The organism is Clostridium sp. LY3-2 (genome assembly GCF_024705715.1).
Lineage (GTDB): Bacteria > Bacillota > Clostridia > Clostridiales > Clostridiaceae > Clostridium.
Genome location: NZ_JAMDLQ010000025.1, coordinates 41,336 through 64,876, shown reverse-complemented (window position 1 = coordinate 64,876; position 23,541 = coordinate 41,336). Strand labels below are relative to the sequence as shown.

The following is a 23,541-nucleotide window of genomic DNA, read 5'->3' as shown; positions in this document are numbered from 1 at the left end:
AATTTAGTAGTAAGAAAATTAATTAAACTATTATCTAATTTTCTTACTACTGAAATTCAAATATATATTATTAATTTTGATTATTTATATTTAAAGAATCTTTATATACAAATAATTTAATTTCTTTTGCATCTAGGTTTTCTTTATTCATATCTATAGCATTTATTTGATTGTTGTTATAAGTGTTATAGTGATATATTCCTTTTTCAAGATTCATACAAGATGAATAAGCAGTTACATCATTTTTGTATTGAGGAGTTCTAACTGCACCTTTTACCATAGCTACGTTATTTAATATGTGATAAAACTCTCCTATATCCACTTCATCTTTACAATTTTCTAATGCAAAATGTCTTAAAAATGCAACTCTTACAAATCTAGAAGCTGGTGTAAAATCACCTGGTAATCCCACACTACCTGCACCTACTCCTAGTGGGTTTAACTGTTGAGCTCCCCAAGTTGTTTCTCCTGCTTGGTCTGCATACATTCCCATGTATTGTCTTAAATTAGTTTCATGCCAGTCAAATGTTGGAGAGTTAGTTAAAACCCCTACCTTGTTATCAAATACCTTTAAGCCATGTTTTGTGTGTTCAACTACTATTGAGTCTCCTGTTTTATCAGTTATCATCCAATGTAATGTTGGCGCAGGTGCCTTTTCATTTATTTGTGTATCCATTAGATTTACTGAATTTACTTTTTCTTTTACACTATTTAAATCATCAAAGTTAGATAAAGCCCATAACATAAAATCATATGCTGGAATATTTACCTTGCTTCTAATTAATTCAGGTTCGTTGTAGTTATAACCTGGAAAATTAAGTCCTGCTATAGCTAAACCTTTTTCGTTGAAACCATCTGCAAGCATTGGATGCCCATCCATTATTGTAAGCATTCCGATTATTGCATTTTTAGTTTTTTCTTTAACACCTGTTGACATATTTATGTATTCAAAATTTCTTGGAATAATCCCAACAGCTTGTCCGAAAGTAAACTCTATATCCATATTACGTCCAAATAAATGATCTCCATCTTTAGTTACTAAAGTTAATCCTGTACACATTTCTATCACTTCTTTCTTAATTAAATAATCTCTTTAATAATGGTATATCAATAATCAATTCTATAGTCAAACAAAGTCAAACACTTAAATACTAAAGTTTTTTATAAAGATTAACTCTTTACAAAAAACCAATATTTTCAAAATAGATTTTAATTCATTTATAACTCATTAAAACAGTTATTTTTGTTATTAAGTTACAAATGAATTAACTTTTTTACTCTGATAAGTATAATATTACTTATTTTTTAAATTTTAATAAAAATAGGTATTTATAATGTTATAATTCCTATACATCTATTGAGTAATTTAAAATTTAGGAGGTTTATTCTTATGGATAATAACAAATATAACTCTACAGGGATTTTTGATGCAAAAACAATTAAAATTTCAAATAGAATATCTAAATTTGATATACCGATTACTATTTTAGGGGAGTCTGGAACAGGTAAATCAAGTTTAGCTAAATTAATTCACGATATGAGCTCTAGAAAGGATTCACCTTTTCTAACTTTAAATTGTTCTTCACTTTCAGAAGAATCTATTGAAAAAGAACTATTTGGATATGAAATTATACTTTCAAAGGATGAATTAACAAAAGAAAAGTCAGGTTTAATTGAACTTTCTGAAGGGGGAACTTTGTTCTTAGATGAAATAAACTCTCTCCCTTTTAGTATTCAAATTAAACTTTTAAATATACTAGAAACTAAATCCTATCTTAAACCAGGAAGCAATAAAAAAATATCTGTGAATACTAGATTTATAGTTGCAAACGATAGCCCCTTAGAAGAACTAGTTTCTAAAGGTACTTTCCGTGAAGATTTATTTTATAGGCTTAATACTGTAAAAATTGATTTACTTCCTCTTAGAAAAAGAAGGCAAGACATAGGAAGCCTTATTATACTTTTTATAAATTATATAAATAAAACTTATAACTTAAATAAATCCTTTAGTAAAGAATTAATTGAAAGCTTAAAAAAATATGATTGGCCAGGAAACGTAAGACAACTAGAGCATATAGTAGAAAAATTTATTTTTTCTGTAGACTCTGATTACATAACCCTTGAAATAGTAACAGAAATGTTTGGTACCTCTGATAATATTAAAATTGAAGAATCAGATGATTTCACTACACTTAAAGATAGGCTAGAAGATGCTGAAAGGCTTCTAGTTATAGAAGCTTACACAAGATATAAGACTTCTTACAAAGTAGCAAAAGCCTTAGGTATATCCCAGAGCCAAGCCTATAGAAAAATGAAAAAATATATAACAGACCCTAAAAATAAATAGAGCCTAGTTTAAAACACTTTAAACTAGGCTCTATTTTATAATTTATTAACTTCATAACCTTTTTCTTTCATCATAGAAACTATACTATCATCTCCAAAGAAATGAAGCGCACCTACCGCTATAGTATATGTTTTATCTTCTTTAAAATAATTTTCCATCTTTTTAACCATAGCTACATTTCTATCTAAAATCATAGCATCATATGCTTCTTTATTCTCCTTTTGCATAGATACTGCTTCTTCCATAAACTTTTCATCGCCTTTAGCATACGAGTCCATAAGTTTTTTAGAATAATCTACATCTCTTTTTTTGTATTCTTCAAAGCTTTCTTTCGAGTAATCTTTAAGCATAAGTTTTAAAGCATCTATTCCATGTATTTTTTCTAAAAGTTTCATTTGGTCTTGTATAGTTTCAAGTTGCTTTACTTATTTTCCTGAAGTCTTAGCTACAGCTATAAGCTTATCATCAAAAGTTTCCATAACTAAATTTGCTTCTGTATAAATACATGAACTTATATTTTGAATTATAAAATTTGATTTATTAAATTTTAACTTCTCATAATCTAACCCTAAACTCTTGCTTATATCTTTTAATGATTCTATTTCTTTTTTATTTAAATCTTTTTCTATAGTGTCATTTCCTGAATATACTGCATTTGCTTGAACTTCTGTATAGTCGCTAGGAAGTGGGTCTATCTCTACCCCTAAAACGTCAGTCTTTTTTAAAATATCATTTATAGTATCAGAAAAATAATTATAATCTGGATTAATAGGATGCATAGTTCCTATTAAATACATAGTTTTATTATCTTTTTTAACTTCCCATTGAACACCTTTTGCTATAGGTTTATTTGCATCAGAATTTACTTCTTTTGAATTGCACCCTGTTAAAAACGGAGCTACAACTATCCCCATACATAAAAATAATGAAATAAATTTATTTTTAAAAATTTTCCCCATATTTATCCCCCTAAAAATTAAATAACCCCTTATATTATACCATATTTTGTATATTAAACTATATTTTTCTTGTAACAGTTTCATTTGCTTTTTTAAAATAAAAGTATTATAATTAAATTATAGAATATTCAGACAATTAAGGCAGTTACTATTTTTCTCGTAGAACTGACCGCCCTTATTATTATTAAAAAAGGACTCGCATTATTGCGAGTCCAAAATTTTATCTTTCTTTATATTCCATTTTAATGTGAGGAATTCCTACTTCATCATAAACATCAGATATAGGCGTAAACCCTACTGATTCGTAAAGGTCTTTAACGTATAACTGTGCTGAAAGTAATATTCTCTCCCCTTTAAACTCTTCTTTAATAAACCTAACCGCTTCTTTAAGAAGTTCCTGTGCAAGGCCTTTTCTTCTAGCTTCCTTTACCACAAGCATTCTCCCTATACCTACTCCATCTTTATAGCTAAGTCCTTTTTTTAGTATTCTTAAATACGCCTTCGTATTATCATTTTCTTTTATAAATACATGATACGCTTCTCTATCAATACCATCAAATTCATTTTCACTTGTGATTTTTTGCTCACAAATAAATACTTCTGTTCTAGCTACTACTATACTGTATAGTTCCTCTGCTGTTAATTCATTAAATTTTTTGATTTGTATATCCATAAACTCATCCCTTTCTAAAAAATATTATCTTATTTGACCATTCCCAAAAATAATATATTTTACTGTTGTAAGTTCTTTAAGTCCCATAGGTCCTCTAGCATGAAGCTTTTGAGTACTTATTCCAATCTCTGCTCCAAAACCAAATTCTCCTCCATCTGTAAATCTAGTAGATGCATTAACATAAACAGCTGCCGCATCTATCCTTTGTAAGAATTTTTGAGAATTTTCATAGCTGTTTGTTATTATTGCTTCTGAGTGTCCTGTATTATGTTTGTTTATATGATAAATCGCTTCATCTATATCTTTAACTATTTTTACACTCATTATATAATCTAAAAACTCTTTATAAAAATCTTCTTCTAAAGCTTCTTCTATAGAAGAAACTATTTCTCTAGATTTTTTATCACCTTTTAAAACTACACCTTTATCTTCTAAAGCTTTTGAAAGCCTTGGTAAGATTTCCTTAGCTACACCTTCGTGTATAACTAAGCTTTCAGCTGCATTACAAACAGCAGGTCTAGAAGTTTTTGCATTTATAACTATAGCTTCTGCCATATCAAAATCACAATCTGAATCTATATATATGTGACAGTTTCCAGTTCCAGTTTCTATTACTGGTACTGTTGCGTTATTAACTACAGTTTTTATAAGACCCGCGCCGCCTCTTGGAATTAAAACATCTATATAGTCGTTTAATTTCATCATTTCTGTAGCTAACTCTCTGCTTGTATCTTCTATAAGTTGAAGGGCATCTTCTGTGATTCCTGCTTCTTTTAAACCTTCTCTTAAAACTTTAACTATAGCTATATTAGAATTTATAGCTTCACTTCCGCCTCTTAATATAACTGCATTTCCTGTCTTTAAACAAAGCCCTGCAGCATCACAAGTTACGTTTGGTCTAGCTTCGTAGATTATTCCTATAACACCCATAGGAACTCTTTTTTTACCGATTTGAAGGCCGTTTTCTGCGTTCCACATCTCTATAACTTCCCCTACTGGGTCTTTTAAAGCTGCAACTTGTCTAAGCCCGTCTGCCATACCTTTAACTCTATCTTCATCTAAAGATAATCTATCTAACATAGATTTAGAAGTTCCTTTTTCTATAGCTTTATCTAAATCTTTTTTGTTCTCTTTTATTATGTCCAAAGATTTTTCTATTAATTTATCAGCCATCTTATTTAAAGCAAAATTCTTTTCAGAATTCTTTAAATTTCCTAATATATAAGATGCTTCTTTAGCTTTTTGACCTTTAATTATTAATTCGCTCAAAATTCTCTCCTCCTTATTTTTTATCTCTTATAAATAATGTTCCGATTTCTTTTCCTTCTAATACATCTCTTAAAACTTCAGGACACTCTCCGTTTGCAAGAACCATATTAACTCCAGCCTTATTTGAAACCTTAGCTGCCATAAGCTTAGTTATCATTCCGCCAGTTCCAAAGTTTGTACCAGCACCACCTGCTGCATTTTCAAGTTCCTCTGTTATTTCTAAAACTTCTTCTAAAAGTTTTGCATCATCATTTTCTCTTGGATTTTTATCATAGAATCCATCTATATCTGATAATATTATTAAAAGGTCAGCACTTATAAGTGATGCTACTATTGCTGAAAGATTATCATTATCTCCAAACTTAACTATATTTTCTATTTCATCTATAGATACTGTATCATTTTCATTTACTATAGGCACAATTCCCATCTCTAAAAGAGTTTCAAATGTATTTACAACATTCTCCCTTATATGATCGTCTTCAACTACATCTCTAGTAAGTAAAACTTGTCCGACAGTGTGGCTATACTCTCCGAAAAACTTACTATAAATATGCATAAGTTCGCATTGCCCTATAGCTGCTACAGCTTGCTTTTCTCTAATACTTTGGGGTTTTTCTTTAAGCTTTAACTTACTACTTCCAACACCTATAGCTCCAGATGTTACAAGTACTACTTCTTTTCCTGAATTCATTAAATCTGATATAACTCTAGCTAATTTCTCTATTCTACCTAAGTTTATATTTCCATTTTCATAAGTTAGTGTAGATGTTCCTACTTTAATAACTACTCTTTTTGCTGATTTGATTTCATTTCTATTGCTCATTTTTTTCGACCCCTCGATATTAAATTTATTTTAAACTGATTTTATTATATCTTTTTATTATAATCTTTTCTATTATTCTTTATAAATTTATTAGAATTTAATCTAAAGCAAAAAAATTAGAGATGATTAATAGTGAGTAACAAAGATGATTATTTTTCAATTTGCTAGCAAATATATTAGATGTTAAAACAACATTTAATAGAGAATTGATGGAATGAATGAGATTATTTGTAAAATAATAAACCTAAATAAAAATTATAAAAAAACTTCAATATTAAAAAATATAAATATTGAGATTAAACGTGGCGAAATCTATGGCCTTATTGGAGAAAATGGGGCTGGAAAAACTACATTAATTAAGATACTAACTGGTTTAATTTTTAAATCTAGCGGAAAAATAGAATTGTTCAACAAACACGATGAAAAAAATATATCACTAGCTAGAACAAAGCTTGGATCTATTATAGAAACTCCTGCTTTATATTTGGAAATGACAGCTAAACAAAATCTGGAGTTCCAAAGAATTCAAAAAGGTATTTTAGATAAAGACTGTACAGATACGCTTTTATCACTAGTCAACCTAAATGACACAAAGCATAAAAAAGCTAAAGACTTTTCTTTAGGAATGAAACAAAGATTGGGTTTAGCAATTGCTTTGCTTGGAGATCCTGAATTATTAATATTAGATGAGCCCTTAAATGGACTTGATCCAACTGGTATTAAAGACCTTCGAGAACTTTTAATTAAATTAAATAAAGAAAAAGGAATTACAATAATTATTTCAAGCCACATTCTAAGTGAACTACATAAACTTGCAACTTGTTATGGAATAATACACAAAGGTAAGCTTGTTGAAGAAATAACAGCTTTAGAATTAGATGAAAAATGTAAAAAACATTTATTTATCGAGGCTAGTAATATAGATGAGGCAATGAATATCTTAAAGAATTCATTGAATATAAAAAAAATTATCGGTTATCCAAATAATATTTTAAAAATATATGATCATATAGAAAAAGGTTCTGAGATAAATGAGTGCTTAGCTCTTAATAATATATATGCAAAAGAAATAACAATAAAAGGTGATAGCTTAGAATCTTATTTTTTAAAAAGCATCGGGGGCGAATAAATGTGTAATATCTTAAAGGCAGAATTATATAAACTTAAATATAGTAAAGAATTAAAACTTACATTATTGTTAATTATTATAATAGGAACTATCACTATATATTTCCATGGTAATCCTACAGGCCGTGAAAATCTTTTAGATGAATCTACAGCAATATTTTCATTAATATCTTGTGCGATTTTCTCTGGAATGTTTATTGGTAATGAATTTTCAAAAAGAACTATATTCCATTTAATCGTATCAGGACATAGTAGATTTTCTATTTTAATTAGTAAATTTTTATCATATTTAATAGGGTGTTTAATAATAATAATTTTTAATATTATTATTAACGGTGGAATCTATACAATTTTTTATGGATGGGGAGTTCCTTTTGACAACTCTGAACTAACATTTACTATAATATATATACTAATTAATATATTATTTTCATTATGTATTGCTAGTATAACATTCCTTGTACCTATTATTATAAGGGATGGAACTATTGCAACAGTAATTTCGACTTTTATAATGGGGCTATTCCTCACATTATCACAAACATTTTGGTTGAATACAGTATTAGATATATCTAATGGTGTTAAAGAACTCCAAACTGTAATTACAGCAGGAATTATAATGATAATTCCAATTGTCATTATATCACTAGGAAAATTATTATTTGAAACGCAAGATATAAAGTAATCAAGAGCTCTATAAATATAAATTCAAAAAGCTGATTTCGAAATTGTTTCGGAATCAGCTTTATTAACATAAATCTTATATCTTTTTATTATAATCTTTTCTATTATTCTTTATAAATTTATTAGAATTTAATCTAAAGAAAAAAATTAGAGATGATAAACTGTTACCACCTCTAATTTATTAATATAAACTATTTATAACCTATATTATTGTTATTATAAAAAAATAAGTTATCATACAAAAAACACATATCAAAGCATAAGTCTTTTCTTTTTTTAAATTACTCGTATCTACAGAACAATCAAAATCTTCATCTACTTTTTCAAAATCATCTTTCATGTTTAAATAAAAATACCTTTTAAAGTCATTTTCATCATCTTCATTTTTAAATACTGTTTTAGGTATTAAAACTATATTATTAAAATCTTTCATACATGTCCTATTTCTAGGTGCCTTTAAAAAATATAAATTATTATATTCTTTTATATTTTCAATTTTAATCTTATTTTTAATTTTAAAATTTAAAATTTTTGTATATATTATAATATTTTCATCATCATAATATATAGATCTCTTATAAAATTTTAGACTTGCAAGTACTCTTAATGATGAACACATTCCTTTTAAAGTACAACTCGCCTTAAAAATAATTATCGGCATAATTATTATGCACATACTAAAAATAATCAGCATTAAATCCATACTCTTAGGCGTAATAAACATAGCCATAATTATTAATAAAGCGATAATTGATAATATGGCTAGACAAAATTTCATCACACATCTAAGCACTTTAAAAAATTTAGTATTGTAATTCATTTCACAATTCATTAAAACATCTTTGCATGATATATCATAATGTATTTCTTTCATATACTCTCTCCTATTTTAAAACCCTATGCCCAAAGAACCAATAAAAAGAACCATAGCAATTGTTGCTATAATATTATACGTAGCGAATTTAACTATTGGATTTTTTATAAATTCAGTTATATTAAATCCAGCATTTGCACATATTGTATTTATTTTTTCTAATGTTGCATCACTTACTTTATCAATATTATCTTGTATATATTTTACCATTTCATTAATTCCAAACCCATCAGCATCAACACTAATAACCTGTTTGTAATCTATTCCCTCTATAGCATTTATTAAATTATTTACTATATCTGTATACCATTTTTGTTCCATACCTTTTATTATAACCGGTGTACCAAATTTATTTTTTACATCTACAGGCTGATCAGTAATCATACCCAATATTGCTACATTTAATACATATACTATAAGATTTGATTTAGTTGTATATCTGCTTGTATCACCATTATTGTACTTAATATTAATTGTATGGGTTAACCTTACATCAGAACCATCTTTTATTTTAGTTATTGATTCAAATTCAATATTAAAACTAAATGGATTGAAGGAATCTACTGAATAATTTATAGCTATAACTCCATTATCGTATAATACCATACTCATAGATTTTGCCATAGGTGTTAAAAATTTATTTTTTAATTCTTCAACATCAATTACCTGAAATTTTCCCGCTGCCTTATCTTTAGATATCTCAAGGTCAACACCAGATTTACTGAAAATTAATTTACTACTTCCTGACCCAATAGTCCCAGATTCAGATACTTTATAAGTTAATATAAGAGGCCCACAATATAATGTGTCTTCTAATAAATCATGTTCAAATTTGACTCCTAGTAGCTGATTAATTTTACTCCTATTTGCATAATATATTAAATCAGATTCTTCTTGTGTACTATCTACTCCTAAGTCTCTTCCTGAACATATATCCTTATCAATTTCTATTCGCCCATTTCCTTCACCAACAGATATAGTTGTTATTTGATCAAATGCCCAATCTTTAGGTAACGGGAATCCTAAATTTCCACTAAACCCACTAGACATATCACAGACAAAGCTACTACAAGAATATCCTTTCGTTGAAACAATTGAGCATATATGTCTAGGTGCATATATGCCTATTCTATAATTTCTTTGATTATTTATATCAAATCTATTTTTAATTGCTTCAAAATACGGTAATATATTCTCCGTTATATTAGATCCATAAGCATCATAATCTACAGCAAAATAGATAATTGTTCTATCACCAAACTTTAATTCTTTGGCCGCATTGATTGCGTCAATTGCATCTTTCATCCCCTGTTTTGCTGTAAAATATGAGTTTTTATTTCCTCCTATTTCAAATATAGGAAATACTCTCAATCCATTTTTAAATATTACATTCATTTCATTATAAGTTAATTTATACTTTCCAGTCAAATATCTTCCAACAACCTTATATCCATTATTCTTAAGAGATTTTGCTCTTTCGTCTGTTATACTCTGTGCACAATCGCAAGCAGTCCCTTTTCTATTTTTATCACCAGTACTTACTAACAATGATGCCCATACTTGTTTTCCTGCATACCCATCTGCACCTAATGAACAGAATTTTTGGAAGTCTTTTATTGCATTAGATAGTCCCACTCCAAATAATCCATCAAATCCATTCGGATCAAATCCATTAACATAAAGTGCATATTGTAAAAGTAAAACAAACCTTTTATTTGACTTAGATCCTGGAATAGTTGGACATAATTTCATTGTATCATTTCCCCATATTCCATCTGCTCCAACCCCTTCTTCAAGTTGCAATGCTTTTATCAACGCTCTATTTGTTTCCCTAGAATAAACTCCATTGCAAGGTATTAAACCTATCACCTTATTGTAATCTCTATTTAAATTTTGCTGTATTTTTCTAATTTTTTCATCTCCTGATCTCGCTAATACAAAACCATCCATAGTTGATAATAAAGCTTTAAATATAATAGGCGTTGCATCACTTGTATTATCAGAAAGTCCACAATCTTTTTTTAATTTCACTACTCCATCCGATGTTCTTAATGTAAATAATCCATCTATTTCATCTCCATCATATCCCTTACAATACAACCCACATTGTAATATTCCTATTATATTTTTGTTTCTACTATCTTTATTTATAGTTGGGCACTTACTTAATGTCCCCGGTCCCCATAAACCATCAGGATTTAAACCTAATTCTATTTGTAATGCTTTAGTTAATGCATTTATAGTTCCCCATCCTGTTACTCCATCTTCATCCACTTTAATTTTACCTTCATAATTTTTATTTAACCACTTTTGTGCAGCTTGCACCATTTTATCCATTTTCATCTCTCCTTTTTTTTGATTTTCATAAATAATTACCTTTAAAACCACTTATTTGTAACCCCAAAAAAGTTAACAATATATAAAATTACAAAAAATAGTTCATAAACTTATGAACTATTTTTTGTAATTATTAAAGGTTATTACAATAACTGTTAATTTTGATTTATAAATATTTTTTTTGCTATTTTAGTTGTTATAATAAAATCATAAAAGGAAGAAATGAAAGGAATGATTTATATGAGTAAAATAGGAAATGATATCAAAAAAGCAGAACATGAATTCAAATTAGATGAGGAAGCTAAAAAATTAGAAAAACAAAATGAACATAAACATTCACCAAAAGTAGAAGCTCTAAAAGATGAAATAGAAAATAAAGCAAAAGTTGATTTACATGTAACTGATGAAAACAGTAAAGCTTGGAAAGAAGATGAAAAAGCTGCTGAAAAATTAGGTAAAAAAATCAATGAAGAATTAGATAAAGAAGAAAAAGAAGCAGAAAAAGACGAAAAAGAATATGCTAAAAAATTAGAAAAACAAATGGAAGATGAAATGAAAACTTCAAAATAATTTTTGCATCCCCTGACTATTATATTAAAATTATTTATCCCCTAAATGTTTTTAATATAATAGTCCTTTTTTATATAAAAACTCCCAATTAGTAAAACTAATCGGGAGTTCTTTTTTTTAATAAAATTATTTTTCTTGGTAGTTGTTTATAGTACATTCTAAATCTTTTATTGTATTACAAACAGAATCTAATGATTTTTGAATCATTTCTTTGTTACTTGCTTTTTCTACAGTACTTACCGCTTGCTCTAAGTCTGCTTTAGCCTCTTTTAAATCTGATAATGAACATTCTACGTTTTGTATAGCATTTTTTTTCATTTCAAACACTCTCCTTATTAATTAATTTACACTAATAGTATCTGCTTAATTAATTTATTAATACGTGTAATCATTCGGAAGGTTTTCCATTTTATAATGCAAATATGTATTTTTATGCATTTATAAAATATTTTATTCATAAATTAATGGATTTTATTAAAAAATACTAGCTTTTTATGTCATTTTATATTAAGATTAATATAAGCATTATGTATATATATGAATTTAATTTGCATAAATAATCACGATAAAGGGGAGAGAATTATGGAAAGCACCACGACTAAAAATATTTCAATCAAATTATTAAAAGCAAAATATGGAGAAATTTCATTTTTAAAATTTTTACTACCATCTTTAATAGGTATCTTTTTATTTATGATTCCTATAAACGTAAATGGTGAAATAACTATTCCTATAGCTGTTTTATCTAAAAACTTTTTAAATCTTTTAGGCGATAATCTTTTAACTTTTGCACTTATTTTAATTTCAATATCTTCTTTAGGAAGCTTAATCGTAAAGATATTAAGAATAGCAAAGATAGATACTGCTAGTAGATTTGAATTTTTTAATCGTCTTTTCGATGTTACTCCTTTTTGGTTTGTTTTAAGAATAATTGGTACTGTATTTGTAATCTGTGCATACTTTGAAATTGGTCCTGAATTTATATGGTCTAAAAATACTGCAGGCTTAGTTTTAAATGACCTTTTACCTAGCTTAATTTCAGTATTTTTATTTGCAGGATTTTTATTACCTTTACTTTTAGATTTTGGTTTATTAGAATTCGTAGGCGCACTTCTTACTAAAGTTATGAGACCTATTTTTAATTTACCTGGTCGTTCTTCAATAGATTGTATAGCATCTTGGCTTGGAGATGGAAGTATCGGTATATTACTTACTTCAAAGCAATATGAACAAGGTTTTTATTCTAAAAGAGAAGCTGCTGTTATCGGAACTACTTTTTCAGCTGTTTCAATTACATTTAGTTTAATAGTTTTAACTAACGTAGGCCTTGCACATTTATTCGTTCCATTTTACTTAACAGTAACTTTTGCAGGTATAGTAGCTGCTATAATAATCCCTAGAATACCACCACTATCAAGAAAACCTGATACTTACTATAACGATCAAGAAACTAAAAATCTTGAAGTTATACCAGAAGGTTATACACCATTTTCATTTGGATTAGAAAACGCTCTTAAAAAAGCAAATTCTAATACTCATCCAAAGCAATTTGTAATAGCAGGTATTAAAAATGTTTTAGATATGTGGATCGGAGTTTTAGCAATAGTTATGGCTATGGGAGGCTTAGCACTTATAATTTCTGAATACACTAGCGTATTCCAAATGCTTGGTGCACCATTTATACCACTACTTAATTTATTACAAGTCCCTGAGGCTGCTGCTGCATCTCAAACACTTGTAATAGGCTTTGCTGATATGTTCTTACCTTCAGTTATGGCAGTTAACATAGCAAGTGATATGACTAGATTTATAATAGCTGCAGTTTCTGTAACTCAACTTATATACATGTCAGAAGTTGGTGGGCTTTTACTTGGTTCTAAGATACCAATAAACATTAAGGATTTAATAATACTGTTTATAGAAAGAACTTTAGTTACTTTACCAGTGATAGTTTTACTAGCAAATTTAATTTTTTAAATAATATTTATATAGTTATTCCACTAATTAACTTTACAGCTTATAAATAAACTTACACTTCAATTTCAATAAAAAATCTTTACATTAAATTTACTATTAATTTTAAAAACATTTAGTTGATTTTCAATCTATAAATTATAGATTTTTTAAGTTTTCTGAATAAAGTCTATTAATCATATGTATAAATTAGTAATTTCAAAAGTATATATAATAATTAAAGTGTAATACACTTACTGTCTATTATGCAGTAGTATATTACACTTTAAAATAAAGATATTCTACATTTTTTCATAAGTCTTTTACTTATATATATATTACCAAAATCCTTTTAAGGACATCTATACTTGCACCATGCATCCCAAGTTCCATCTCCCGCTAATCCATCTATACTGCTATGGTAAAATCCAGCATTTTTCAATATTCTTTGCCAATATCTAACCCTTTCGCACAGTTTATTCCAAGTTGCATTTCCAACTATTCCGTCATCATTCAAATTATACTTTCTTTGAAATCTTTTTGTTGTTATATACGTATTATAACCAAAAATCCCATCATGTATTAAACCAGCATCTTCCTCCATATTTAAACCTATTTGAAGGAATTTTACATAAACTCCCTTAGATCCTTTTTTTAATAACATTTTGCTCTCTCCTTTTAATTTTATTTTCACCACTTAATACGAATTTTGTTTTATTTTTATAAACTAAACAATTATTTTTTCTTTTATTTTTTCAATGCCCAAATCAACTTTATTAATTAAATCCATTTTTTCTGTTAATTCGTTGATAAGATTAATATAATTTTTTTCTCTTTCTTCTTGTTTTGAATCTCTTTTCTCCTGAACTTTAAGTATATATATAATCAAAAATATACTTAAAACAGCCCAAATACCCTGAGACATTGCAACTTTCATCACTTCACTCTCCATATTTCCACCTCCTAATTAATTATTTTCTTATATTTAAACTTTAATTTTTCTAAAGCTTCATTCTTCACTCTATTTACGAATTGCCTAGATAAATTCAAATCTTTTGCTATCTCTATTATGCTATCTCTATCTTTATAAAATTTTTCTATTATATATTTTTCTCTTTTATTTAAATCTTTTATTATGTTATTAAATTCTAATTCACTTTGTAATGCTATAGAGTTATTGATTGTATTTCCCTCGATATTTAATACTTCTGTATTATATGATATAATCTCATTTTCTCTATATCTAATTTTTATCATATCAATTGCCTTATTTTCAAAACATCTTTTCAAGTAATTTTTTATATGTTTATCATCATTAAATCTTTCTATATTTAATTTTTTTAAAAGTTCTGGTAATAAGCATAATATAACTTCTTCAATTTCTTCATCATTGAACCTATATTTTAAGAATTTAAATAATTCCTCTAATTCCTCAAATATAACTTCAAACGCTTCTTTTTCTCCCTCTTGATATTTTTTAAGATATGTAATTAAATTCATGAAAAATCCCCCTTTATGTAATAAACTACATAAATTGATTACTTATAAATTCATTATTTTGTAATCAAACTTTCCACAAATTTACTTTTTATTGAATTTTTTAACTAATTGTTCATATTGTGATCATTTATACTTCCCATAGTTTATTGTTTCGATATATTGCAACATAATCCAACATACAAATTGTTTCCTTTATATTTAAATTGTTAATTTATTATTATTTGAAATACTTTTTATAATTTTACATTTTGTGTATTTTCTTTTAATATATTTATGAATTATAAATATATGGAGGACTGAAATGAAGAAAATTATATTATCAACACTAATTATCGGATCACTTACAACTACTATGGTATTACCTAGTACAATTGCTAATGCAGCTGAATCAGGTACAACTTTAAATTCAGTTGCTGAATCTCAATTTATCAAATTTTCACCAAGCTCATCATCAATAAATGATATAGGCAATAGAACTCCTTTAAAGCAAATAAGCAATACAGTTTACGAAGCTTCTATTGTAGGTAAAACAGATACTGGTCAAGAGGAAGGAGTTGGAACTGTATTAATAAAAAATACTATAACTAATTCATATTCTGAATTTAGATTCCAATCAAACAATCCTAATTATCAATACTCACCTTTAAAAATAACATGTGGTACTGATGATACAGTATACATAATTGTTGGTGGTGCATTTGGAACACTAAACTATGGAGGTTCTTTATATTCTCTTAATTTAAAAACAGGTCAAACTAAATTAGTAGCAGAAAAATCTTATGGGGAACAAATTGTTGATGCTAAAATAAAAAATGATAAATTAAATCTTGAAATTTATAAATTTGATGATAATTTTATGAATTATACTATATATAACAAATCAATTAATTTATAAAAGTATTATTTTATTACACAATTTAATATATAAGTTATAATAAAAGCAATTCCTTTACTTTCTTAAGGAATTGCTTTTATGTTATAATTTTCCTAAAAACAACTTATATTGGTGGTGATTTTTTGCTTAAAAAAATTTTTAATAAAGAAAAGACTTGTCCTAAATGTAATAAGGAATTTAATATGAATGATGTCTCTATGAGAAGAGTTACTAAATGTCCAAACTGTAATACCCCTCTTATAGCAACTTTATATAGTACTTTTGTTACGGGAATTTATATGGTTGTTATCTATGGAATATCTCAAATTTTAGATATGTATGGAATAGTTACTTTTTATATTCCTTTTATATTACTTGCAGCTATAGGCTTATTTTTAATTGAACCTTTAAGTATGAAGTATAAAATAAAAGATTAATTTTAAATATAATATATAAAAAAAGTTATACCACTTATTTTGTGGTATAACTTTTTTTATTTTATCTTTAATTTTCTATATCTATTAAAAGCAGCCATTATCTCAAACCTTCTAGGCATAGAAAGGTTTCCTACTCCACCTTTTGTAGTGTTTATAGATATAAGCCCTTTCTTTTCTATTTGTTTAATTAGTTTATCAGTAACTTCTATTAAAGTTTTATTGTTATCAATTATGTTTTCTTCTGCAAACTTAATTAAATTTCCTATAGCTGTAACTTGCTCTCTATCTACTATTTGCTCAACTGACCTTAAGTCTATATCTTCTCTGTTTATACTTAATCCGTCTTTTCCAAGAGTCTTTATTTTAATTCCTTTTGGTCCTTTTTCTACTGAACCTTTTAATATTTTTCTCTCGAAATTTATATTAATTTTAATATCTTTTCCTTCTATTCTTTTAAGAATAAGACCTGTTGAAAGTTCTTTTGCTTTCTCTGTAACATTTTTAGGTTCGTATGCATCCATTTGAATTACAGTATCTGCAATATCAAAGTAATCTCCTGAACTTCCAACTACTAATATAGTAGATATATCTTTCTTTTCATATATGCTTTTAACTAATTCTATAAAAGGAGTTATAGGTTCCTCTTCTTTAGAAACTAATCTTTGCATAACATCGTCTCTTATCATAAAGTTAGTTGCAGATGTATCCTCGTCTATAAGTAATAATTTAGTCTTAGACTCTATAGCTTCAACTATATTTGCAGCTTGAGATGTGCTTCCACTAGCGTTTTCACTAGTAAATTTCACTGTGTCTTTACCGTTTGGAAGATTACTTATAAATAATGATATATCATCTTTAGTTATAGCTCTACCGTCTTCTGCTCTAACTTTAACAGCATCATCATTAGATATAACATATTCTCTTCCATCACCTTCTATATGGTTGTATACTCCAAGTTCTAAAGCGTTTAAAAGAGTTGATTTTCCGTGGTATCCTCCACCAACTATTATAGTTATACCTTTTTTTATTCCCATCCCCTTAATTTCACCTTTGTTTGGTAAATTTAAAGTTACTTCTAAATTTTTAGGTGATTTGAATCTTTTAGCTTCTTTTAGAGGCTTTTCTGAAACTCCACTCTCCCTAGGAAGTATTGATCCATTAGCTACAAAAGCTACTAAATCCAGTTTCTTTAATTCTTTTCTTATAAACTCTTGATCTACAACAAGCTTTACTCTGTTTGTAAGCTTATCTTTATCTATATTGTTATAAATCAAGCTGTTTTCAACTATTTTAGGTAAAAACTCATAAAGTATTTTTTCTAATTCTTTTGCTAAAACACTTCTGCCTCTAGCTGGAAAGCCAACTTCAAATCTAGCTTCTAACTTTTCTTTATCTATAGTTACAGCCGTTCTATCTAAAATCTCTTGAGTACATCTACTTATATTAATTATTCCACTTTTTCCAGAACCACTTACTCTTCCTGCATACTTATTTATATTTTTATTAAATGTTCTTGTTAAAAAATCACAAACAGCAATTCTTTTGTTATTTGTATCGAAAAGTTCTTCTGGTATTTTATTAAAATTAGAATTAAGGCTTACTCTTATTCTTGATGGTGCTGCAAAGGGGTCACCTTGTACGTGGTCTATATGAAGAACATAATTTGAGAATTTATAATCCCCCTCAAGGCTTTTATACGCTTTATATCCTCTTCCATCTATCTTGTAGAGTTCTCTTTTTAAATCATCTAAATCTTTCATTTGATACTCTCCCTTTTATGTTATTTTTTAAAATACTCATCTATAAGTTTTTCACTCATTCTTTTATACATATTGCTCATATTTATCATAGACAAAAGAAGTAATAATTTCTTTTCATACTCTTCATTTATCTTTTCTGAATCGTTTATTCTATTTATTATCTTATCTAAACTAGATTTTAATTCTTTTAAATCCTCTTCTGACCCTTTTAAATATTCTTTATATAATTCTCTTAAAAGTATCTCTTCTTCTGTTTCATTTTTTTCTACTATTTCGTTTAATGCTTCTTTTATATCACCTATAGATAACCCAGTTTTTAAATTATATATAAGGCTTATAAGTATAAGATGCTCTTTTGAATACTTATTATTTTTTATAGGAATAAGAAGTTTTCCCTTAGCGTAATTATTTATCATAGTCTTTGTAAGCACTTTATCGTCTTCATTTCTTTTAGTGCTATCAAATTTATTTTCAAATAATTGAATAATTTGATCCATATATAAATCAATCTCTGGAATCTCGTCTAGAGTGATGTTTTTATCTAATTCTAACTGGTCTAAATAACTTAAAATCTCATTTTTATTCATAGGATCCTCCAATCTAGTTTTAAAAACTACGTGTAGTAGTATATATTTTAATAATAATAGTATTTAAGAGATATTTCAAGGTATTATAACATAAATTGGATAAACCAATCTTTTTTAGGGAATAATTAATTTTGACCTTTTTTAATATATCATCATATAATAAGACTATAAGATGTAGTTTTAAAAACTACGTACTGTTTTGGAGGTAATTCAAATGGAAAAATATTTAAGAGAACCAATTAACGGATTAACACATTTTATAGGCGCTATCCTTTCAGTATTAGCTCTTATAGCCCTGACTTTAAAATCTATATTTGATATAGGAACTGCAGTTGCTATAGTGTCTTCTATTATGTTTGGAATAAGTATGATATTACTTTATAGCGCATCAGCTACTTATCACTCAGTAATCTCAACAGACAAAGTAATAAAAAACCTTAAAAAATTAGATCACTCTATGATTTTTATCCTTATAGCAGGATCTTATGCACCTTATTGCTTGATTGCACTACATAACAAGGTCGGCTATATTCTTTTTACTGCTGTTTTATCTTTCGGTATCGCTGGAATAATCTTTAAAATGTTTTGGGTAACATGCCCTAAATGGGTTTCTAGCGTAATGTATATAGCTGTAGGTTGGTTTGCAATCTTTGCTATTTACCCTCTTTCAAAAGTATTGCCTACAGGAGGTTTTATACTTTTAGTTTTAGGAGGAATAATGTATACAATCGGAGGTGTTATTTACGCCTTAAAATCCGAAAGAATTAAAATAGGTTCTTTTGGGAACCACGAGATATTCCACATTTTCATAATGCTTGGAACTCTATGTCACTTTTTATCTGTTTTCTTTTATGTTTTATAATTTTATATATAAAGACCAACCGAAAATTTCGGTTGGTCTATTTTTTTATTTAACTATATCTACAAAAGAAACATTTATAGCTTTTTCTATATCCTTTGGATTCATCTCTATCTGAAGTCCAATTTTTCCCCCACTAAAAACTATCTTCTCTAGGTCATATCCTTCTTTTTGTATAAATGTTTTGTAGTTTTTCTTCATTCCTATAGGAGAACAACCTCCTCTTATGTAACCTGTAAATTTATTTATATCTTTCACATGAATCATCTCAACTTTTTTTTCGAGTGCTGCCTTTGCTGCTTTTTTTAAGTCTAATTCATCTAAAACAGGTATTACAAAAACATAAAGTTCTTTAGAACTCCCTATAGTAACTAATGTTTTATATACAGTTTCAGGCGCTTGCCCAGTTTTCTTTGCAACTGCTGCCCCATCTATATGACCATCTGTAGCATCGTATGTTAATGAATTGTATTCAATCTTATTTTTATCTAATATTCTCATAGCATTGGTTTTTTGAATCTTTGCCATTTTTATTCCTCCCAAAAGTTAATATACATATATTATACACCTTTTCTTGTAACTACTCTGTTACTAATAGTATCCGTTTCTTCACCTTTTAGGCTTTAGTTTATTCTATACTTCATATTATATAAAAGTATAGGAGGTTTTTAAGTGAAAAAGTTCTTATTAGTTATTTTAATTATCATCTGTACTATATTTGTAACTTATACTAAGGATTTAAATAAGGCTAAAGATATGATCGACTCAAATAAATTAAATAGCTTAATATCAAACTGCTTAAAAGAGCAGGCTAATTTATCTAATTCTTCTATACCTACTTTTGAAGAACATGTCCTTATAGGAACAAGGGCAAAAACAGATAAAATAATAGCATACGTATACGGATTTAGTATGTCTTTTAAAGTCTCTAATGATAAAGCCTATTATAATTCAGGTGGAGAATTTATTGGTACCATAACTCTTAGTAAAATTAATGATAAGTATATAATATCAAGCTATAACTTCCCAGCTTCTACAAGTGATGCAAAAGATTTATTTAAAGGAAGTTATAAATCTGAACTTAACAAAGTAGATACTAAATCTATTAAAGATAAAGTAGATGAGAAAGCAATTAATTATTTTAAGTCTAAAAAAATAGATACGTCACAAATAAAAGATAGCTAAAAAGCTATCTTTTATTTATACTTTGAACTACCTTTTTTAAATGAATAAAGAGATACTAAAACCACCCCAACCACTAAAACAAAAGTTACTGCAAGCCCACCTTCAGGTCCAAAGGCTCCTCCTGTTATTATTTCATTATCAGTTACAGTAGTAACCATAATTGAACCTCCCTCAGCTTTAAGACCGCTTACTAAAAATCCAAATATATTACCTTGTGCAAAGTTCCAAGCACTATGAAGTGCACAAACCCCTAATATACTTTTTTCTTGCAGTGCATACACTGCTGAAAATACCCCAAACAATATCAAATTTAAAATAGAAATCTTAGATACTCCAGGATTTCCTAAGTGAAGCAACCCAAAGTAAGATGACGATATTATAATTGCCAAAACTGCTCCCACCTTAACTCCAAGCTTTGGTAGCATATGTCCTCTTATCATTATTTCTTCTGATGCCCCTTGAATAACCCAAGCTATCATTGTAATTATTAAAGGAACTAAAAACTCTAAATTTAGCTTTCCCTTTATTTCAAATACTCCGTTACCAGAACCAACTATAATAACAGTAACAACTTCTATCATAAGAATCCCTATTAAAAAGCCTTTAAGGTATTTAAATATAAATCCTTTTTCTAACTTAAGTCCAAGAGAACTTATACTCCTCTTTTCAATAAACTTAACAAATAGAAAATACAGTAATATAGTTATTCCTGTCGAAGTTATTAAATTAATCTGAAATGCGTACTTTATAATTTCAGGAACAAAACTTGCAGCTATTGCAAAAATATAAAATGCACCTGAAAGTAATATTCCAGATAGAAACATTATTATTATAGGTAAAAATATTATCAAAAATATATTTGTTTTTTTACCTTTTCTAGCTTCACTAAATAGTCCTTCTGTATTATCTAAAATACTTTTTATAAATAACCCCCTCATTTAACCCTCCATCTACAAAAACTCTATATTTAAATCTATTTTATTAAGTTAACTTTTATAACAAATTTCTATATACATAACATTATTTTTAACTGTTTTTTTGAAACAGGCATTTTTTCGAGTTATATGTTATAATATGCAGATGAATATATTATGAAATGAGGTAGAATAAGATTGATTACTGTATCAAATGTTAGTTTAAGATATGGTGGACGTAAACTTTTCGAAGATGTTAATTTAAAGTTTACTCCAGGAAACTGCTACGGCGTAATTGGTGCTAATGGTGCTGGAAAAAGTACATTCCTTAAGATACTTTCAGGAGAAGTTGAACCAAACACTGGAGATGTATCTATAGCTCCAAATACTAGAATGTCTGTTTTAAAACAAGACCACTTTGAATATGATGAGTTTGAGGTACTTCAAACTGTTATTATGGGTAACGCTAGATTATATCAAATCATGCAAGAAAAAGATGCCCTATATGCAAAACCTGATTTCTCAGATGAAGATGGAATAAAAGCTTCAGAACTTGAAGGTGAGTTCGCTGATATGAATGGATGGGAAGCAGAATCAGAAGCTTCATCATTACTACAAGGACTTGGAATTGGTACTGAATTACACTTTAAAAATGTTTCTGAATTAACAGGTGCAGAGAAGGTTAAAGTACTTTTAGCTCAAGCCTTATTCGGTAACCCAGGTATTCTTATCCTTGATGAGCCTACAAACCACTTAGATATAAAATCTATAAACTGGCTTGAAGAGTTCTTAATTAACTTTGAAGGAACTGTTATCGTAGTATCACATGATAGACACTTCTTAAACAAAGTTTGTACTAATATTGCTGACGTTGATTTTGGAAAGATCAAAATCTATGTTGGTAACTATGACTTCTGGTATGAGTCAAGTCAATTAGCTCTTCAAATGGCTAAAGATCAAAACAAGAAAAAAGAAGAGAAAATTAAAGAACTTCAAGACTTTATCGCAAGATTTAGTGCTAACGCTTCTAAATCTAAGCAAGCTACATCAAGAAAGAAACTTTTAGACAAAATAACTTTAGACGACATTCAACCTTCAACTAGAAGATATCCTTTCGTTGGTTTCAAACCTGAAAGAGAAGTTGGTAACGACATACTAGTTGTTGAAGGTTTAAATAAAACTATTGACGGAGAAGTTGTACTTAAAGATATAAACTTCAGAGTTAATAAAGAAGATAAAATAGCTTTAGTTGGTTCAAACGAAAGAGCTATAACATCATTATTTAAAATATTAAACAACGAAATGGAAGCAGATTCAGGAGATTTTAAATGGGGTGTAACTATAACAACTTCTTACTACCATAAAGATAACTCAGAATTCTTTAACGACTGTAACCTTTCATTAGTTGATTGGCTTAGACAATACTCAGAAGAGAAGTCAGAAAGTTACATAAGAGGTTTCCTTGGAAGAATGTTATTCTCAGGAGAGGAAGCACTTAAAGAAGCTTCTGTACTTTCAGGAGGAGAAAAGGTTAGATGTATGCTTTCAAGAATGATGCTTTCAAACGCTAATGTTCTTATGTTAGACCAACCTACTAACCACTTAGACTTAGAATCAATAACTGCCGTAAATAATGGTCTTAAAGACTTTAATAGCGTAGTGTTATTTTCTTCTCACGACCACGAGTTTATCCAAACTGTGGCAAATAGAATTATAGAAATTAAAGAAGATGGAACTATAATAGATAAACAAATGTCTTATGACGAATACTTAGAAACTAAGTAATTAAAAATCCCTAGGCTTTA

The 23,541-nt window shown here is 27.7% G+C and carries 24 protein-coding genes and 1 pseudogene; 10 read left to right on the top strand and 15 right to left on the bottom strand.

Annotated features, from left to right (window positions below; translation table 11 throughout):
- Positions 1-70 precede the first annotated feature (70 nt).
- Positions 71-1,060, bottom strand: a complete 990-nt coding sequence (gene bsh / locus M4I33_RS08630) for a choloylglycine hydrolase (protein WP_257916407.1) — start codon at positions 1,058-1,060, stop codon at positions 71-73.
- Positions 1,061-1,390: 330 nt separating this feature from the next.
- Here bsh and M4I33_RS08625 point away from each other — a divergent pair, with 330 nt between their 5' ends.
- Complete coding sequence (locus M4I33_RS08625) at positions 1,391-2,347, top strand: sigma 54-interacting transcriptional regulator (protein ID WP_257916406.1); 957 nt, start codon at positions 1,391-1,393, stop codon at positions 2,345-2,347.
- 35 nt (positions 2,348-2,382) lie between these two features.
- On the opposite strand, the pseudogene M4I33_RS08620 reads toward M4I33_RS08625, so the two are convergent.
- The 4 genes and pseudogenes from M4I33_RS08620 to proB all read right to left on the bottom strand — a co-directional run bounded on the left by M4I33_RS08620 (position 2,383) and on the right by proB (position 6,074).
- Positions 2,383-3,261 (bottom strand): annotated as a pseudogene (locus M4I33_RS08620) (TraB/GumN family protein).
- Positions 3,262-3,526: 265 nt separating this feature from the next.
- Entirely contained in the window at positions 3,527-3,979 is a 453-nt protein-coding gene (locus M4I33_RS08615; RefSeq protein ID WP_257916405.1) for a GNAT family N-acetyltransferase, read from the bottom strand.
- 24 nt (positions 3,980-4,003) lie between these two features.
- Positions 4,004-5,248 (bottom strand): glutamate-5-semialdehyde dehydrogenase, encoded by a 1,245-nt coding sequence (locus M4I33_RS08610; RefSeq protein WP_257916404.1) that lies wholly within the window; start codon positions 5,246-5,248, stop codon positions 4,004-4,006.
- Positions 5,249-5,261: 13 nt separating this feature from the next.
- Positions 5,262-6,074, bottom strand: coding sequence for a glutamate 5-kinase (proB, locus tag M4I33_RS08605; RefSeq protein WP_257916403.1), 813 nt, complete (start codon positions 6,072-6,074; stop codon positions 5,262-5,264).
- A gap of 214 nt (positions 6,075-6,288) precedes the next feature.
- On the opposite strand from proB, the gene M4I33_RS08600 reads away from it, so the two are divergent.
- The gene (locus tag M4I33_RS08600) at positions 6,289-7,203 is read left to right on the top strand and encodes an ATP-binding cassette domain-containing protein (protein ID WP_257916402.1); all 915 of its coding nucleotides are present in this window, start codon (positions 6,289-6,291) and stop codon (positions 7,201-7,203) included.
- Positions 7,204-7,887 (top strand): ABC transporter permease, encoded by a 684-nt coding sequence (locus M4I33_RS08595; protein WP_257916401.1) that lies wholly within the window; start codon positions 7,204-7,206, stop codon positions 7,885-7,887. It begins immediately after the preceding gene.
- Between the two features lie 201 nt (positions 7,888-8,088).
- On the opposite strand, the gene M4I33_RS08590 is transcribed toward M4I33_RS08595, so the two are convergent.
- Together M4I33_RS08590 and M4I33_RS08585 are read right to left on the bottom strand one after the other, a co-directional pair.
- Complete coding sequence (locus M4I33_RS08590) at positions 8,089-8,760, bottom strand: hypothetical protein (protein ID WP_257916400.1); 672 nt, start codon at positions 8,758-8,760, stop codon at positions 8,089-8,091.
- Between the two features lie 15 nt (positions 8,761-8,775).
- The gene (locus M4I33_RS08585) at positions 8,776-11,097 is read right to left on the bottom strand and encodes a glycoside hydrolase domain-containing protein (RefSeq protein ID WP_257916399.1); all 2,322 of its coding nucleotides are present in this window, start codon (positions 11,095-11,097) and stop codon (positions 8,776-8,778) included.
- A 240-nt stretch (positions 11,098-11,337) separates the two neighbouring features.
- Between M4I33_RS08585 and M4I33_RS08580 the strand changes: the two genes are divergently transcribed.
- Positions 11,338-11,667: a hypothetical protein gene (locus M4I33_RS08580; RefSeq protein WP_257916398.1), complete on the top strand. Its 330-nt coding sequence runs from the start codon at positions 11,338-11,340 to the stop codon at positions 11,665-11,667.
- A 126-nt stretch (positions 11,668-11,793) separates the two neighbouring features.
- Here M4I33_RS08580 and M4I33_RS08575 read toward each other — a convergent pair whose 3' ends face one another.
- Positions 11,794-11,985, bottom strand: a complete 192-nt coding sequence (locus M4I33_RS08575; RefSeq protein WP_194192007.1) for a hypothetical protein — start codon at positions 11,983-11,985, stop codon at positions 11,794-11,796.
- A gap of 264 nt (positions 11,986-12,249) precedes the next feature.
- Here M4I33_RS08575 and M4I33_RS08570 point away from each other — a divergent pair, with 264 nt between their 5' ends.
- Positions 12,250-13,644 (top strand): YjiH family protein, encoded by a 1,395-nt coding sequence (locus tag M4I33_RS08570; protein WP_257916397.1) that lies wholly within the window; start codon positions 12,250-12,252, stop codon positions 13,642-13,644.
- A gap of 328 nt (positions 13,645-13,972) precedes the next feature.
- Here M4I33_RS08570 and M4I33_RS08565 read toward each other — a convergent pair whose 3' ends face one another.
- The 3 genes from M4I33_RS08565 to M4I33_RS08555 form a co-directional block, all read right to left on the bottom strand.
- Positions 13,973-14,224 (bottom strand): peptidoglycan-binding protein, encoded by a 252-nt coding sequence (locus M4I33_RS08565; RefSeq protein ID WP_257916396.1) that lies wholly within the window; start codon positions 14,222-14,224, stop codon positions 13,973-13,975.
- 123 nt (positions 14,225-14,347) lie between these two features.
- Entirely contained in the window at positions 14,348-14,572 is a 225-nt protein-coding gene (locus M4I33_RS08560; protein ID WP_257916395.1) for a BhlA/UviB family holin-like peptide, read from the bottom strand.
- Positions 14,573-14,583: 11 nt separating this feature from the next.
- Positions 14,584-15,120 (bottom strand): sigma-70 family RNA polymerase sigma factor, encoded by a 537-nt coding sequence (locus tag M4I33_RS08555; protein WP_257916394.1) that lies wholly within the window; start codon positions 15,118-15,120, stop codon positions 14,584-14,586.
- 301 nt (positions 15,121-15,421) lie between these two features.
- Between M4I33_RS08555 and M4I33_RS08550 the strand changes: the two genes are divergently transcribed.
- Both M4I33_RS08550 and M4I33_RS08545 read left to right on the top strand, forming a co-directional pair.
- Positions 15,422-16,015: a DUF4652 domain-containing protein gene (locus M4I33_RS08550; RefSeq protein ID WP_257916393.1), complete on the top strand. Its 594-nt coding sequence runs from the start codon at positions 15,422-15,424 to the stop codon at positions 16,013-16,015.
- A 122-nt stretch (positions 16,016-16,137) separates the two neighbouring features.
- Positions 16,138-16,431 carry a hypothetical protein gene (locus tag M4I33_RS08545; RefSeq protein ID WP_257916392.1) on the top strand — a complete coding sequence of 98 codons (294 nt, stop codon included), beginning with the start codon at positions 16,138-16,140 and terminating at the stop codon, positions 16,429-16,431.
- A gap of 56 nt (positions 16,432-16,487) precedes the next feature.
- Here M4I33_RS08545 and M4I33_RS08540 read toward each other — a convergent pair whose 3' ends face one another.
- Complete coding sequence (locus M4I33_RS08540) at positions 16,488-18,191, bottom strand: ABC-ATPase domain-containing protein (RefSeq protein ID WP_257916391.1); 1,704 nt, start codon at positions 18,189-18,191, stop codon at positions 16,488-16,490.
- A 20-nt stretch (positions 18,192-18,211) separates the two neighbouring features.
- Positions 18,212-18,778 (bottom strand): DUF1836 domain-containing protein, encoded by a 567-nt coding sequence (locus M4I33_RS08535; protein ID WP_257916390.1) that lies wholly within the window; start codon positions 18,776-18,778, stop codon positions 18,212-18,214.
- 214 nt (positions 18,779-18,992) lie between these two features.
- On the opposite strand from M4I33_RS08535, the gene M4I33_RS08530 reads away from it, so the two are divergent.
- A complete protein-coding gene (locus M4I33_RS08530; protein WP_257916389.1) occupies positions 18,993-19,640 on the top strand; it encodes a hemolysin III family protein in 648 nt (215 codons plus the stop codon).
- Positions 19,641-19,685: 45 nt separating this feature from the next.
- On the opposite strand, the gene ybaK is transcribed toward M4I33_RS08530, so the two are convergent.
- The gene (ybaK, locus tag M4I33_RS08525) at positions 19,686-20,165 is read right to left on the bottom strand and encodes a Cys-tRNA(Pro) deacylase (RefSeq protein WP_257916388.1); all 480 of its coding nucleotides are present in this window, start codon (positions 20,163-20,165) and stop codon (positions 19,686-19,688) included.
- A gap of 144 nt (positions 20,166-20,309) precedes the next feature.
- Between ybaK and M4I33_RS08520 the strand changes: the two genes are divergently transcribed.
- On the top strand, positions 20,310-20,822 hold the full coding sequence (locus M4I33_RS08520) for a hypothetical protein (RefSeq protein WP_257916387.1): 513 nt from the start codon (positions 20,310-20,312) through the stop codon (positions 20,820-20,822).
- A gap of 11 nt (positions 20,823-20,833) precedes the next feature.
- Here M4I33_RS08520 and M4I33_RS08515 read toward each other — a convergent pair whose 3' ends face one another.
- Complete coding sequence (locus tag M4I33_RS08515; RefSeq protein ID WP_257916386.1) at positions 20,834-21,760, bottom strand: CPBP family intramembrane glutamic endopeptidase; 927 nt, start codon at positions 21,758-21,760, stop codon at positions 20,834-20,836.
- Positions 21,761-21,934: 174 nt separating this feature from the next.
- On the opposite strand from M4I33_RS08515, the gene M4I33_RS08510 reads away from it, so the two are divergent.
- Positions 21,935-23,521 carry an ABC-F family ATP-binding cassette domain-containing protein gene (locus M4I33_RS08510; protein ID WP_257916385.1) on the top strand — a complete coding sequence of 529 codons (1,587 nt, stop codon included), beginning with the start codon at positions 21,935-21,937 and terminating at the stop codon, positions 23,519-23,521.
- Positions 23,522-23,541: the final 20 nt, after the last annotated feature.

Excerpts from the sequence above, each read along its gene's own strand:
- M4I33_RS08530 (WP_257916389.1), top strand. The coding sequence starts at position 18,993 with ATGGAAAAATATTTAAGAGAACCAATTAACGGATTAACACATTTTATA.
- M4I33_RS08575 (WP_194192007.1), bottom strand. The coding sequence starts at position 11,985 with ATGAAAAAAAATGCTATACAAAACGTAGAATGTTCATTATCAGATTTA.
- M4I33_RS08550 (WP_257916393.1), top strand. The coding sequence starts at position 15,422 with ATGAAGAAAATTATATTATCAACACTAATTATCGGATCACTTACAACT.
- M4I33_RS08615 (WP_257916405.1), bottom strand. The coding sequence starts at position 3,979 with ATGGATATACAAATCAAAAAATTTAATGAATTAACAGCAGAGGAACTA.
- proB (WP_257916403.1), bottom strand. The coding sequence starts at position 6,074 with ATGAGCAATAGAAATGAAATCAAATCAGCAAAAAGAGTAGTTATTAAA.
- ybaK (WP_257916388.1), bottom strand. The coding sequence starts at position 20,165 with ATGGCAAAGATTCAAAAAACCAATGCTATGAGAATATTAGATAAAAAT.
- M4I33_RS08535 (WP_257916390.1), bottom strand. The coding sequence starts at position 18,778 with ATGAATAAAAATGAGATTTTAAGTTATTTAGACCAGTTAGAATTAGAT.
- M4I33_RS08565 (WP_257916396.1), bottom strand. The coding sequence starts at position 14,224 with ATGGAGGAAGATGCTGGTTTAATACATGATGGGATTTTTGGTTATAAT.
- M4I33_RS08590 (WP_257916400.1), bottom strand. The coding sequence starts at position 8,760 with ATGAAAGAAATACATTATGATATATCATGCAAAGATGTTTTAATGAAT.
- M4I33_RS08560 (WP_257916395.1), bottom strand. The coding sequence starts at position 14,572 with ATGGAGAGTGAAGTGATGAAAGTTGCAATGTCTCAGGGTATTTGGGCT.
- bsh (WP_257916407.1), bottom strand. The coding sequence starts at position 1,060 with ATGTGTACAGGATTAACTTTAGTAACTAAAGATGGAGATCATTTATTT.
- M4I33_RS08580 (WP_257916398.1), top strand. The coding sequence starts at position 11,338 with ATGAGTAAAATAGGAAATGATATCAAAAAAGCAGAACATGAATTCAAA.
- M4I33_RS08600 (WP_257916402.1), top strand. The coding sequence starts at position 6,289 with ATGAATGAGATTATTTGTAAAATAATAAACCTAAATAAAAATTATAAA.
- M4I33_RS08570 (WP_257916397.1), top strand. The coding sequence starts at position 12,250 with ATGGAAAGCACCACGACTAAAAATATTTCAATCAAATTATTAAAAGCA.
- M4I33_RS08585 (WP_257916399.1), bottom strand. The coding sequence starts at position 11,097 with ATGGATAAAATGGTGCAAGCTGCACAAAAGTGGTTAAATAAAAATTAT.
- M4I33_RS08540 (WP_257916391.1), bottom strand. The coding sequence starts at position 18,191 with ATGAAAGATTTAGATGATTTAAAAAGAGAACTCTACAAGATAGATGGA.
- M4I33_RS08595 (WP_257916401.1), top strand. The coding sequence starts at position 7,204 with ATGTGTAATATCTTAAAGGCAGAATTATATAAACTTAAATATAGTAAA.
- M4I33_RS08515 (WP_257916386.1), bottom strand. The coding sequence starts at position 21,760 with ATGAGGGGGTTATTTATAAAAAGTATTTTAGATAATACAGAAGGACTA.
- M4I33_RS08555 (WP_257916394.1), bottom strand. The coding sequence starts at position 15,120 with ATGAATTTAATTACATATCTTAAAAAATATCAAGAGGGAGAAAAAGAA.
- M4I33_RS08625 (WP_257916406.1), top strand. The coding sequence starts at position 1,391 with ATGGATAATAACAAATATAACTCTACAGGGATTTTTGATGCAAAAACA.